11 protein-coding genes and 1 pseudogene are annotated in these 12,913 nt (G+C 71.2%); 3 read left to right on the top strand and 9 right to left on the bottom strand.

Annotated elements, in window-relative coordinates:
* Positions 1-29: 29 nt before the first annotated feature.
* Positions 30-1,982, bottom strand: a complete 1,953-nt coding sequence (locus tag P2Q00_RS11910; RefSeq protein ID WP_275772171.1) for a glycoside hydrolase family 127 protein — start codon at positions 1,980-1,982, stop codon at positions 30-32.
* Positions 1,983-2,204: 222 nt separating this feature from the next.
* On the opposite strand from P2Q00_RS11910, the gene P2Q00_RS11905 reads away from it, so the two are divergent.
* Positions 2,205-3,227, top strand: a complete 1,023-nt coding sequence (locus P2Q00_RS11905; protein ID WP_275772170.1) for a LacI family DNA-binding transcriptional regulator — start codon at positions 2,205-2,207, stop codon at positions 3,225-3,227.
* Positions 3,228-3,238: 11 nt separating this feature from the next.
* On the opposite strand, the pseudogene P2Q00_RS11900 reads toward P2Q00_RS11905, so the two are convergent.
* A pseudogene (locus tag P2Q00_RS11900) lies at positions 3,239-3,331 on the bottom strand (3-hydroxyacyl-CoA dehydrogenase); the annotation flags it as partial.
* A 610-nt stretch (positions 3,332-3,941) separates the two neighbouring features.
* On the opposite strand from P2Q00_RS11900, the gene P2Q00_RS11895 reads away from it, so the two are divergent.
* Complete coding sequence (locus P2Q00_RS11895) at positions 3,942-4,874, top strand: class I SAM-dependent methyltransferase (RefSeq protein ID WP_275772169.1); 933 nt, start codon at positions 3,942-3,944, stop codon at positions 4,872-4,874.
* 183 nt (positions 4,875-5,057) lie between these two features.
* Here P2Q00_RS11895 and P2Q00_RS11890 read toward each other — a convergent pair whose 3' ends face one another.
* Positions 5,058-5,903, bottom strand: coding sequence for a helix-turn-helix transcriptional regulator (locus P2Q00_RS11890; RefSeq protein WP_275772167.1), 846 nt, complete (start codon positions 5,901-5,903; stop codon positions 5,058-5,060).
* Positions 5,904-6,004: 101 nt separating this feature from the next.
* Between P2Q00_RS11890 and P2Q00_RS11885 the strand changes: the two genes are divergently transcribed.
* Entirely contained in the window at positions 6,005-6,712 is a 708-nt protein-coding gene (locus P2Q00_RS11885) for an SDR family NAD(P)-dependent oxidoreductase (protein ID WP_275772166.1), read from the top strand.
* A 36-nt stretch (positions 6,713-6,748) separates the two neighbouring features.
* On the opposite strand, the gene P2Q00_RS11880 is transcribed toward P2Q00_RS11885, so the two are convergent.
* The 6 genes from P2Q00_RS11880 to P2Q00_RS11855 all read right to left on the bottom strand — a co-directional run bounded on the left by P2Q00_RS11880 (position 6,749) and on the right by P2Q00_RS11855 (position 12,855).
* The gene (locus P2Q00_RS11880; protein ID WP_275772165.1) at positions 6,749-7,495 is read right to left on the bottom strand and encodes a GntR family transcriptional regulator; all 747 of its coding nucleotides are present in this window, start codon (positions 7,493-7,495) and stop codon (positions 6,749-6,751) included.
* Positions 7,496-7,509: 14 nt separating this feature from the next.
* Complete coding sequence (locus P2Q00_RS11875) at positions 7,510-8,676, bottom strand: acyl-CoA dehydrogenase family protein (RefSeq protein ID WP_275772164.1); 1,167 nt, start codon at positions 8,674-8,676, stop codon at positions 7,510-7,512.
* A gap of 26 nt (positions 8,677-8,702) precedes the next feature.
* Positions 8,703-9,893: a CaiB/BaiF CoA transferase family protein gene (locus P2Q00_RS11870; RefSeq protein ID WP_275772163.1), complete on the bottom strand. Its 1,191-nt coding sequence runs from the start codon at positions 9,891-9,893 to the stop codon at positions 8,703-8,705.
* On the bottom strand, positions 9,890-10,951 hold the full coding sequence (locus P2Q00_RS11865) for an MmgE/PrpD family protein (protein WP_275772162.1): 1,062 nt from the start codon (positions 10,949-10,951) through the stop codon (positions 9,890-9,892). Before P2Q00_RS11865 ends, P2Q00_RS11870 begins: the two co-directional genes overlap by 4 nt.
* Positions 10,952-11,213: 262 nt before the next feature.
* Entirely contained in the window at positions 11,214-11,495 is a 282-nt protein-coding gene (locus P2Q00_RS11860; protein ID WP_275772161.1) for a hypothetical protein, read from the bottom strand.
* A gap of 118 nt (positions 11,496-11,613) precedes the next feature.
* Positions 11,614-12,855 (bottom strand): MFS transporter, encoded by a 1,242-nt coding sequence (locus P2Q00_RS11855; protein WP_275772160.1) that lies wholly within the window; start codon positions 12,853-12,855, stop codon positions 11,614-11,616.
* Between the last annotated feature and the right edge of the window lie 58 nt (positions 12,856-12,913).

The raw sequence follows: 12,913 nt of genomic DNA, 5'->3' as shown, positions 1-12,913 counted from the left end.
CGTTGTCGTAGTGCGAAGCTGAGGGTGTGTCAGGAGGTGGGCAGCCAGACGCGCATGGCGCCGTCCTGCCGGTTGGCCCAGGCGTAGTAGGGGATCGCCGTGAGCTCGACGGACTCGCCGTCCGTGGGGGCTTCATCGGAGTCGGCCGACCGGTACGGCCACCACCCCGCATCGGGGATGTCGCGCCGCCGCCCGGCCGCCACCACCGTGGTGACCCCGCCGAGCAGGTCCGGGCGGTGCTTGACGGCGAGCGGACGGGTCGTGTCGAGGACGATGTCGTCGAGCCCGCCGCCCGGGTGGTCGACCTGCTCCAGGCAGTACACGAGCGGTCCGCGTTCGATCGCCGCACAGCCGCGCACGGCGTCCACGCGCGGGTCGGCCGCCGTGAGCCGGGGCTCCAGACCGAGCTCGAGGACGACCTGGTCGCCCGGCGCCCAGGTGCGCTCGATGCGCAGCCAGCCCTGGTCGACCGGAGCGTCGGTCTGGTCGTACGTCTCCTCGCCGCACCGCACCCGGAACTGGCGGCACCACTGCGGGATGCGCAGGGAGAGCGTCCAGGTTCGGTCGGCCGGGGTCTCCTCGACGGTGAGGGCGATCGTGCCGTGCCAGGGGTAGTCGGTCCCGGCGCGCACGGCGATCGGCCCGGCGGTGTAGCGGCCGGTGACGTACTGGTGGATCTGCAGGCCGTCGTCGTCGCCGGTGGCGAGATAGTGCTCCAGGCCGGCCAGCAGCCGCATCACGTTCGGCGGGCAGCAGGCGCAGCGGAACCAGCGGGTGCGGCGGGCCGACTGGTCGCCGCCGGGGTCGGTGTGGCCGTCGCGGACCTGCAGCGGGTTGACGTACAGCCAGCGCTCGCCGTCCAGCGACACCCCGGCGAGGAAACCGTTGAAGAGGGTGCGCTCGATCAGGTCGCCGTAGCGGGCCTCGCCGGTGAGCAGGGCCATGCGCCAGCTCCACTGCACGGAGGCGATGGCGGCGCAGGTCTCGCAGTAGGCGCGCTCGTTGGGGAGTTCGTACGGGTCACCGAAGTCCTCCTCGTCGTGGTGCGCGCCGAGGCCGCCCGTGAGGTGGGTCTTGGTGGTGGTCATGGCCTGCCACAACCGCTCGGCGGCAGCGCGGAGTTCGGCGTCCCCGGTCTCGGTGGCGAGGTCGGTCGCAGCGGCCAGCAGATACAACTGCCGTACGGCATGGCCCTCGACGTTCGTCGCCTCGCGCACCGGGACCCGGTCCTGGCAGTAGGCCTCGCCGCCGAGCAGACCGTGGCCGTGCCGGTCGACGAAGTAGCCGGCGAGGTCCAGATAGCGGTGCTCGCCGGTCTCCCGGTACAGCTCGACCAGGGCGGTCTCGACCTCGGGGTGGCCGTCGATGCCGTCGATCTCCTTGCCGCTGCCGGGCGGGCCGAAGACCGAGTCGATGTGATCCGCGAACCTGCGTGCCACGTCTAGGAGTTCACCGCGTCCGGTGGCCCGGTGGTGGGCGACCGCCGCCTGGATGAGATGGCCCGCGCAGTACAGCTCGTGCCCCCAGCGCAGGTCCTGGTAGCGCTCACCGCCCTTGACCAGCTGGAACCAGGTGTTGAGATAGCCGTCCGGCTGCTGGGCGGCGGCGACCAGGGAGATGATCCGCTCCACGTCGGATTCCAGCCCCGAACGATGTTCGGATTCCAGCTCCGCCGAGGGCTGTTGGGCCAGCTGCCAGGCCGCGGCCTCCAGCCACTTGTAGACGTCCGTATCCACGAACGGGTACCCGCCCTCGAACTCGCCCTCGGCCGCGCCCGCCGCCAGCCGCAGGTTGTGCAGATTGCCCGCGGACTCCAGCAGGCCGGGACCCTGCGGGATGGACGTGAGTGCGTTGACCTGCCGGCGGGTGTGCCAGAACCCGTCGCCCACCTCCACGACGGCGGGACGCAGGGCGGCACGGGCATCGGGGCCGAGACGGACCGGGCCGGCGGGGGAGGGCTGGGTGGAGCGGGTGCGGGGCATGGCTCTCCGGGAGGGGGATGGCGGGGCGGCGGGGCAACAGCTGAGCAAAACGATGAGCAACCGTTTTCCTCGCCGATGAGTAGAGTGGAGCCGGGGAATCGCGGTCAAGAGTTCTGCACGAGTTTTCTCTTGTTGCTCAAGGACTGGTACTCCATACGGCCGCCTGCCACCATGGTCCGTACCGCACTTGACGAGGAACGACCACTGAGAAAAGGATTGCCCGTGACCGAAGCCGCTCCGCGCTCCACCTCCACCGGCCGGGCGAGGCTCGCCGACGTCGCCGCCCTCGCCGGCGTCAGCGTCGGCACCGCCTCCAAGGCGCTGAGCGGCAGCGGCCGGATGCGCCCGGAGACCCGGCAGCGGGTGCTGGACGCCGTGGAGACACTCGGCTTCCGCCCCAACCAGCATGCGCAGAGCCTGCACACCGGGCGCAGCTGGACGGTCGGGCTGATGACCACGGACGGCATCGGCCGCTTCAGCACGCCGGTACTGCTGGGCGCCGAGGACGCGCTGGGCGCCGGGAAGATCTCGGTGCTGCTGTGCGACACCCGGGGCGACACCATCCGCGAACAGCACCACCTGCGCAACCTCATGGACCGCCGGGTCGACGGCATCATCGTCACCGGCCGCCGCACCGATCCGCGCCCGCCCCTGAAGGGCCTCGACGGCATCCCGGTCGTCTACGCCCTCTCCCCGTCCACCGACCCCGCCGACACCTCGGTGGTCTCGGACGACCGGGGCGGCGCCCACCTCGCCGTCGAGCACCTGCTTGCGACCGGCCGCACGAGGATCGCCCATGTCACGGGCCCCGAACACCACGCGGCCGCCCGTGACCGCGCCCGCCACGCGGTCGACCTGCTGGAGCGCTCCTCCCTCCGACTCGCCACCGGGCGGGTCCACTTCGGGGAGTGGAGCGAGGCCTGGGGCCGCCGGGCCGCCGACGCCGTCCTGCGCACGGCACCCGACACGGACGCCGTCTTCTGCGGCAACGACCAGATCGCCCGAGGTGTGGCCGACGCACTGCGCGAGCGGGGCGTGGACGTACCCGGTCGGATCGCGGTCGTCGGCTACGACAACTGGGACACCATGGCCCTGGCCTGCCGCCCGCCGCTGACCACGATCGACATGGACCTCACAGAGATCGGCCGCATCGCCGCCCTGAAGCTGCTGGAGGCCATCGACTCCGCGCCGGTGCCGGGGCTGCACACGGTGCCGTGCCGGCTGGTGGTCCGCGAATCCACCTGACCGTCACTTCGAGGGAACCGCAGCGCCCCGTCCAGGCGGATCGCCTCACCGTTGAGACCGTCGTTCTCGCAGATGTGCTGGACGAGAGCAGCGTACTCGGGGGGACCGACATCTCAGGGGTGTTCGTAGATGCACCGACGGCCGGGTGCCCAGGACCGTGGTGGGGCGCCGCACGCCTTCGTGGCGTCGTGTCCATGGCTGACAACGACACGAACGCGGCCGAGGCCGACCTCGGCCGGATGCCTGCCCGCCGCCGCACCGGCGTGCGCACGTACGTCCTGGTCCCTGGAACACACAGCGCCGGTGCGTTCGGGACGGCGATCGGCGGGGAGCCGGCCCTGCGCGGTCATCGCGTTGTCGCGGTCGACCACCCGTCGCCGCCCTCACTCTGGACGACTTCGATCGCCGCGTCACCGGCGTCGTACGGCGCGCTGTCCGGCTCGGCGGTCCCGTGGTGCCGCGTTCTGTTGGCCGTACTGCAACCCAACTGGCGAACCTCCGACCGCCGTGACCTCGCGTCCGTCGCCACACAGCTCCAGGACCGCATGATCGCGGAGGCCGACGCCCTCACCCCCCGAGGACCCCACCCGGGTGACGGATGTCCTGCACGGTCTGTCGGTGTGAGGCCGGGGTCGGCAGCAGGATCGGTGAGCTGTTCACCCGGCGTTAAGTCGGGAGTCAGTTTGTCCTGTGCGCAGCGAGCAGACTCGCTTCATGGTGACCGCACAGACAATCGACAAGAACCCCGGCGAGCTGAAAGACGTTCCCGGCTGGTTTCCGCCATTGGATCAGCTCCTGTTCACCTGGTTCCTCGAGCGGCAGGAGACCGGCGGCTTCCGGGGAAGCCTGGTGGAGCTCGGGGCCTACATGGGCAAGAGCGCGATTCTGCTGGGCCAACACCGGCAGGACGGCGAGGAGTTCACGGTCTGCGACCTCTTCGGGGGCGAGGCGCCGGACGGCGCCAACCAGGCCGAGACGGCGAAGTCGTACTCCTCGCTCACCCGGCAGGCCTTCGAGCGCAACTACCTCGCCTTCCACGACGCCCTGCCCACGGTGCTCGAGGCTCCCACCTCCGTGATCCCGAAGGAGGTCGCCCCGGACAGCTGCCGCTTCGTGCACATCGACGCCTCGCACCTGTACGAGCACGTCCACGACGACATCGGGGCCGCCCGCGACCTGCTGCTCCCCGGCGGCATCGTCGTCCTCGACGACTTCCGCTCCGAGCACACCCCCGGCGTCTCGGTCGCCACCTGGGAGGCCGTGCTCAACCGCGGACTGCACCCGATCTGTCTCAGTACCCAGAAGCTGTACGGCACCTGGGACGATCCGGAGCCCGTCCAGGAGGAGCTGCTGGCGATGCTCAGGGACCGCACGGACATCGGGCTGAGTGTCCAGGACGCCGCGGGGCACCGCCTGGTCCGCACCCGCGCCCAGAAAGGGATGCAGCCGCCGTCCTTCCCGCACTCCCGGTACTACATGGCCCCCGAGGCGCCGAAGGCCCCGACGCCGACCCCTGCTCCCACTCCCGCACCCACGCGTGCGCCCGCAGCCCGTCGCCCCCGCTCCCGGGCGCGCCGCATCGGCGTGGATCTGCTGCCCCCGATCGTCACCCGGGCGATACGTCGGGCTCTCGCGCCCGGAGCCTAGGGTGCCCCGGGGCGAGAGCCGCGTAGAGGGGGCGGCAGGCGGTGGGCGTCAGCCGGCTGCGAAGCCGTTCGCGCAGCAGCGGCTGTGGCAGGAGGTCGGCGTCGTCGGCACGCACCAGCGTCGGCGGGACCCTCCGGTTCGAGCGAAGCCGAGAACCGGGGGGAGCGACCAGCCACGGAGCCCTCAGCGCTTCTCGGCCAGGCTCTGGGTGCCGACCACGGAGATGAGATCCAGCTTCTCGGCGGCCTCGGTGCCCGGTTCGGCCGAGTAGACGAGGATGTGCAGGTCGTTCTCCTCCACCCGAAGGAGGTCGCAGTCCAGCGTGAGCAGGCCGACCTGCGGATGTTCGATCGTCTTGCGCGAGGCCTGGAGCCGGCCGACGACGCCCGCGTCCCACAGCTCGGCGAACCGCCGGCTGTGGGTGCGCAACTCCGTGATCAGGCGGCGCAGTTGACGGTCGGTGGGATACCGGACGGCGGTGGCCCGAAGTTCGGCGACCATGCCCGCTTCGAAGGCAGGCAGCTCCTGAGGTGCGTGCCGGACCCGGCTGGGCACGCCCATGAAGTTGCGCCACACGCCATTGCGTTCGAAGCCGCGCAGACCGGACGGGTCGCCCATCAGTGCCGCGTACATCGGGTTGGCGACCAGCAGCGTCATCGCCGCGTCGGAGACACCCACGGGGGTGTCCACCAGCCGGTCCAGCAGGCGCTGGACGCTCGGGGTGATGTACGCGGGCACCACGTCCGGGCCGGGTGGCACCAGCTCCGCCAGCCGGAACAGATGGGCCCGCTCGTCCGACGACAGCCGCAGCGCCCGGGCCAGCGCCTCGACGACCTGCCCGGAGGGATGCGCCGCCCGGCCCTGTTCCAGCCGCGTGATGTAGTCGACCGAGATCCCGGCCAGCAGAGCCAGCTCCTCGCGCCGCAGACCGGCCGCGCGCCGATGACCGCCCAAGGGCAGCCCCGCCGCCTCCGGGGAGACCCGGTCGCGCCAGCGGCGCAGCGCCTGTCCGAGTTCCGTCACCGTCATGCCCCCAGTGAACACCGTGGGCCGTGCATGTGCCTGGTACTCCGAGTCCCAGGAAGAAGGGTCTCCTGGCTGATCGAGGAGGAGCGCCGCAGGCTGGACGCATGACGACAACACTGATCACCGGAGCCAACAAGGGCATCGGCCACGAGACCGCCCGCCGGCTCATCGCCGCAGGTCACACCGTGTACGTGGGCGCCCGCGACGCCGAGCGCGGACGCCGGGCCGCCGAGCAGCTGGGCGCACGCTTCGTCCTCCTCGACGTCACCGACGACGCCACGGTCGAAGCCGCGGCCAAGACGATCGAGGCCGACGGCGGGCTCGACGTCCTGATCAACAACGCCGGGATCGAGACCCGGGGCGAGGGCAACGGCGTGCCCACTGCCGAGACCGTGACCGCCGACCAGATGCGCAACACCTTCGAGACGAACGTCTTCGGCGTCGTCCGCGTCACCCACGCCTTCCTGCCCCTGCTGCAGCGTTCGGCCGCGCCGGTCGTGGTCAACGTCAGCAGCGGCCTTGCCTCGCTCACCCACCTCTCCGACCCGGACCACCCCGCGCACTTCTACCCGGGCATCGCCTACCCGACGTCCAAGACCGCGCTCAACATGCTCACCGTGCAGTTCGCGAAGGCGTTCCCGACCATGCGGATCAACTCCGTCGAGCCCGGCTTCACCAAGACGGACCTCAACGGCAACACGGGCACGCAGACCGTCGAGCAGGCCGCCGAGATCATCGTGCGCATGGCGCAGGTCGCGCCCGACGGCCCGACAGGCGGCTACTTCGACGTCAACGGGCGGCTGCCCTGGTGAGCCAGAGGTGCACCACCAGGGTTTCCGCGAGCCGTATCACCGACCGCTGCGCCGCAGCCGCACGCGATACGAGTAGTGCTCGGGCAGGAAGTGGCTGATGGCCAGTTCGACGAGCTGACCGGCGACCGTCTGGTAGACGCGGTCGATGCGCAGCAGGGCGCGGCCCGGTTCACAGCCCAGGTGTCCGGCGATCTCCGGCGTGGCTTCTGCGACGGTGATGCTCTGCTCGGCCTCGGCGATCGGTTCCGGCAGCCGCTGGTCGAGCAGACCGATGACGGTGAAGGCGCTGGGTGTGCCCGGCAGCGTCAACTCGTCCATGGATTCCAGCAGTTGGCCTACGGCGGGCGGCAGCCAGACCGACGTGTGGCAGAACGCGACGTCCTCATGCACCCGTAGGAAAGCCAGCTTGTGCACCCGGTCCGTGTTGAGGCCCAGTCGCCCCGCCGCGTCGACGTCGACCCGCCGATGCAGGGGGGTCACGACGTCCATGCGCGTGTCGATGGACAGCCCCATCAGGTCGTCCACCGAACCGAACTGCCGTAGATACTGCTCCCCGCGGGGCGTGGCGAACGTCCCGCGCCCCGGCACCCGGTGGACCAGTCCCTCGGTGACGAGGTCTTGGAACGCCCGGCGCACGGTCTGCCGACTCACCCCGTACGTCACGGCCAGCTCGGCCTCGGTGGGCAGCCGGACCCCGTCCGGATAGTCGTGCCGAAGGATCGCCGTCCGCAACTCTCTTCCGAGCCGCGAGTACGTGCTCTCCCGCTGCGGTTGCTCAGCCATCAAGACCATCCCGTTCAGCCATCGAGACCGCCTCTGGCCACCAACTGCGCCGCGATGACGTTCCGTTGGATCTCGTTCGTTCCCTCGCCGACGATCATCAGGGGGGCGTCCCGGAAGTACCGCTCGACGTCGAACTCCGTGGAATAGCCGTAACCGCCGTGAATCCGCACGGCGTTGAGCGCGATCTCCATCGCCGTCTCCGACGCGAACAGCTTCGCCATGCCCGCCTCCATGTCGACCCGGCGCCCGGCGTCGGCCTCACGGGCCGCGTGCAGCGTCAGCTGACGGGCGGCCGTGAGCTTGGTCGCCATGTCGGCCAGGTAGTTGCCGATGGACTGGTGCCGCCAGATCGGCTTGCCGAACGACTCCCGCTGCTGTGCGTAGCGCAACGAGTCCTCCAGGGCCGCCCGCCCCACGCCGAGCGCCCGGGCGGCCACCTGGAGCCGCCCGGTCTCCAGCCCCTTCATCATCTGGCCGAAGCCGTGGCCCTCCGCGCCGCCCAACAGCGCGTCGGCCGGTACGCGGTGGTCCTCGAAGGACAACTCGCAGCTCTCGACGCCCTTGTAGCCGAGTTTGGGCAGGTCGCGGGAGACGACGAGGCCCGGGCCGTGCTCGGCCAGCAGGACCGAGATGCCCGTATGGCGGGGGCTGGCGGCAGGGTCGGTCTTGCACAGCAGCGCGATCAGGCCGGAGCGGCGGGAACTGGTGATCCAGGTCTTGGCACCGTTGACGACGTACTCCCCGCCCTCGCGGCGCGCGACGGTCGTCAACGCCTGCAGGTCCGAACCGCCGCCCGGCTCGGTCAGCGCCATCGTGGCCCGCACCGCCCCGGTCGCCAGCCTCGGCAGATACCGCCGCTTCTGCTCCTGGGTGCCGTACAGCAGCAGGAGTTTGGACACGACGGTGTGGCCGCCCATCGCTCCGGCCAGACTCATCCAGCCACGCGCGAGTTCCTCGGTGACGAGTACGAAGCACGGTGTGGAAACCGGGTTGCCGCCGTACTCCTCCGGGATTGCCAGGCCGTAGATACCGAGTTCCTTCATCCGCTCGATGAGGTTCTCCGGATAGGTATCGGCGTGCTCCAGCTCCTGGACGACGGGCCTGACGTCCTTGTCGACGAAGTCGCGCACGGTCCGGACGACGAGTCGTTCGTCGTCGGAGAGGATGTCCAGGACGCTCATCGGGGGCAACTCCACATCGTCGGGGGTCAGATGACGGCGTCGGCGCGCAGCGCCTCGATGTCGTCGGCGGCGAGGCCGAGGCCGGTGAGGATCGCGTCCGTGTGCTCACCCACCGCCGGCACGGGATCCATGCGTGCCGGGACGCCCGCGAGGTCGGCCGGTGGGAGCAGCGCCTGTACCGTCGCGCCGGGCACGGCCACCTCGCGCCAGCGCTCGCGGGCGGCCAGCACCGGGTGGTCCAGGAACGCGGCGACGTCGTTGACCCCGGCGCAGGCGATGCCGTTCTCCTCCAGGTCCTTGAGGATCTCCTCGGCTCCGGAGCGGGCACAGCGCTCGGCGACGATCGCGTTGAGCCGGTCGCGGTGCGCGACGCGGTCGGAACCCGTGGCGAAGCGCGGATCGTTCGTCAACTCCGGTTGCCCCAGGAAGTCCGTACACAGGGCGGCCCACTCGCGCTCGTTCTGGATGGAGAACAGCACCTGCTTGCCGTCTGCCGTGGTGAAGGCGCCGTAGGGTGCGATGGTCGCGTGCTGGGTGCCGAGCCGGGCGGGCTGACTGCCGCCGTACCGCGTGTAGTTCGCGGGCTGGCCCATCCACTCCGCCAGCGCCTCGAACAGGGACACCTCCACCGGGTGCGTCCGGCCAGTGGTGGCCCGTGTGTACAGGGCGGTGAGGATGCCCGAATAGGCGTACATCCCGGCGGCGATGTCGGCGACGGAGATCCCGACCCGGGCGGTCTCCTCCGCGGTTCCGGTGAGGGAGACCAGGCCGGTCTGGCACTGCACCAGCAGGTCGTACGACTTGCGGTCGGCCCATGGCCCGGTCGTGCCGTATCCGGAGATCGTGCACGGGATCAGCCGCGGCCGGCGCTCGGCGAGCGCGTCGACGCCGAGGCCCAGGCGGTCGGCGGCTCCCGGCGCGAGATTCTGTACGAACACGTCGGCGCCGTCGAGGAGTTGGTGGAGGATCTCCATGCCGCGCGGATCCTTCAGGTCCAGCGTGAGGGACTCCTTGGAGCGGTTGAGCCAGACGAAATAGCTGGAGTGGCCGTGCACCGTGGTGTCGTAGCGGCGCGCGAAGTCGCCCTCGCCCGGCCGCTCCACCTTGATGACCCGGGCGCCGAGATCGGCGAGCTGCCGGGTGGCGTAGGGAGCGGCCACCGCCTGCTCAAGGCTGACCACCGTGATGCCGGACAGGGGAAGCTGGTACACCGTCATGCCTCCTGGCCCTCGTTCGGGGAGTGCGGGTCGTGAGCGAAGTACGGGAAGTGCGTCTGCGGCACCTCAGCCGCGCCGGCCCACGTCAGTCCGTCCAGCAGCGCCGGTACGTCCGGTTCGCAGGCGGCGGCCTTGGCGCACAGGTCGGCGTCGGACAGCGGGCGCCCGGGCGCGCCGGGCGGCAGCGCCAGCCCGGTGTGCACCTCGCTGCCGTCGGCGAGGTCGATGCGCAGGGAGACCCGGCCGTCGAGGAGGGAGCTGGTCTCGCCCTGCAGCCGGTCGGCGCGGACGCGTTCGACGAGCGTCCGCGCTGCGCACCGCCGTACCGCCGCCACCGCGTACGGCAGCGAGAACTTGCCTCCCAGAACGGTCGCCGGGCGGTCGTGGATGAGCGGGTGGACGGTCCCCGCCGGTGTGCTCACGGTGACGGCGGTGACCTCGCCGCGGACCCGGTCGCGCACCTCGCGCACCTCGCGCAGGGCGGCGATGGGCCGCTGCATGGCGTAGCAGCAGAGGAAGAGCTTGACGGCCGGGCCCCCGGGGACGGCCGGAACGGCGGGGAAGTCCGTGCCGGGCGTGCCGCCGACCCGCTCCAGCCGACCGTCCAGCGCCCGCGGATCGGCGGTGGCACCCGCCCGCGCCGGCCGTGCGGCCCGTACGCCCGCGTCGGCCGCGAACCCGACCTGCAGCGACTTGCCGTGCGTCCCGAAGGCCTCCTGCCCGCCACCGGCGGCGGGCACGGCGAGCGCCATCGCGGTGGCGAGACCCGTCACGTCCAGGCCGAACGCCGGCCCGGCCGCGACCGCGGCGGCCGGGGCACCCGCGGTGCACATCGCCTGCCAGCCGGCCGCGCAGTGCCCCCGGCCGAGCATCGCCCCGAGCCGCGCCATGACTCCCGCGCCGGCGAGATACGCCCGGGCGTCACCGACGGACGCGAGCACCGCCGGGACGGTGACCACGGAGATATGGGTCGTCGTGTCGGTGTGCGGGTCGTCGGCCGGCGCGACGGTCACGGTGTCGGCCAGGGCCCGCTCGGCGAGGGCGCGGGCGACTGTCAACGGTCCCCCCGGGGGTTCGTTGCCTGCTCTTCGTACGGCGGACAGGACCTCTGCAAAGATTTGTACGGCCAAATGCGAGATCCTGTCAACGGCGGGCGCACCCATGTGTGACCAGGGTTTTATCGCGGCCGACCCGAACTTCCTCATCAGGTGACGACACAATGCCGAGGATTTGTACGCAACAATGCGCGACGCGACGAAGCCCACGCCGGGTCGGACGTGGGCTTCGACTGAGGGAAGCTTTCTTCGGTTCTCCCGGCCGTCAGTTCTCCCGGCCGCCGGCTTCCCGGCTGGGATCGCACAGCACCATGACCGCGCGGGCGACGAGTTCGCCCGCGCCACCGAGTTCCCTGCGGTAGCGGCCTGTTGTCCCCCGTACGGTCTCCGCGAAGGCCGGGTCGGCGGCGCGGGCGCGGCCCGGGACCGGAAGTTCCCGGGTCATCGCGCGGCGGCGTGCGAGGAGCGCGATGATCTCGTCGTCGAGGCGCTCTATCCGGTCGAGTGACAGGTCCGCCGTCAGTCCGGCCGCCTGGTTCGTCGTCACGTGGGATCTCCGTTCGCCGGCGGGAGCCGGATCGCGGCTCCCGTCCGTCCTCATCGCAATTGGTCCTTCAACACTTGCCCATGGCGTTGAGCGGCAACTCCTCAATGAGGTCTCCAGGTCAGGCCACTCCGTCGGTGTGCACCTGCGCCATCTCCGGAGCGGGTGCGATGCGGCGGGGGAGGAGCAGCGGGGTGGCCAGCAGCAGGACACCGGCGATGGCGAGTGCCGTGCGCGGCCCGATGAGGCCGGCCAGCAGACCCCACAGGGCGGTGAGGGCGGCGGTCGTCGCCTTGCCGGTCACCGACCACGCCGCGAGGACACGAGACACGCGCGCGGTGTCCGTCTGCTGGAGCCGGTAGGTGGCGTACACAGGATTGAAGACAGCGCACGAGGTGATCACCCCCAGCTCCACGACCATGACGAGCACCAGCCCCGGGACGCCGGGCCGCACCAAGGCGAGACCGATCGGCCAGCACGCACGCACCACCCCGGAGGTGCGCAGGACCCGGTACTGCCCGTAGCGCGCCACGAGCCTGCGGGCCAGCCGTGAGCCGACCAGGCCGCCGAGGCAGGGCACGGAGAAGGCGAGCCCGTACTGCCAGGGCGCGAAGCCGAGGTCGCCGACCATCAGGACCGCCAGCAGTGGGAGCGCCACCATCATCAGGCCGTTGACCAGGAGAGTGTTGAAGAACAGCGGCCGCAGCACCGGGTGGGTCAGGATGTAACGCCAGCCTTCGAGCAGGCTGCCGGCCGGTGCCGGACCCGTCCGCGCCGGGGGCTTCTCCGTCCCGCCGACCTGCCGGATCCCGACGGCCGACAGCAGATAGCTGACCGCGTCGGCCAGGACGGTCGTCACCGGACCGAACACACCGATCGCCACCCCGCCCAGCGGCGGTCCGAGTACCGTGGCGGTCCATTGGGTCGCCTCGAAGCGGGCGTTCGCGGTGAGCAGGTCCTGCGAGGGGAGGAGCGACTTCAGGAAAGCTCCACTGGCCGCGAGGAAGCCGATGTCGGCAGCGGCGACGACGACGGACACAACCAGCAGTTGTACGAAGCTGAGCCCGCCGGACACGAAGGCCACCGGGATCGTGAGCAGTGCCACGAACCGGACCAGGTCCATCCCCACCATCACGGGCCGCTTGCGGCGGAACTCCACCCACGGGCCGAGCGGCACCGCCACCGCCGCCCCCACCGCGAGCCCCGCGGCCTTCAGCAGCGCCACCTCGGTCGCCCCGGCATGCAGAACGATCACCGCGATCAGCGAGAACGCGTCGAAGGCGAGCTGGGTACCGAGCGTGCTCACCGCATACGCAGCCCACAGCCATCCGAACCGCCGCCCCAGCGCCTGCCCGGCCCCCATGCCCGTCTCCCCGCCTCGCCCGCATGCCGACCGGCGACATCAAAGCCGGTCACGAGGC

The organism is Streptomyces coacervatus (assembly GCF_029223485.1).
In the GTDB taxonomy this organism is placed as follows: Bacteria; Actinomycetota; Actinomycetes; order Streptomycetales; family Streptomycetaceae; genus Streptomyces; species Streptomyces coacervatus.
This window is presented reverse-complemented; position numbering and strand designations above follow the sequence as displayed.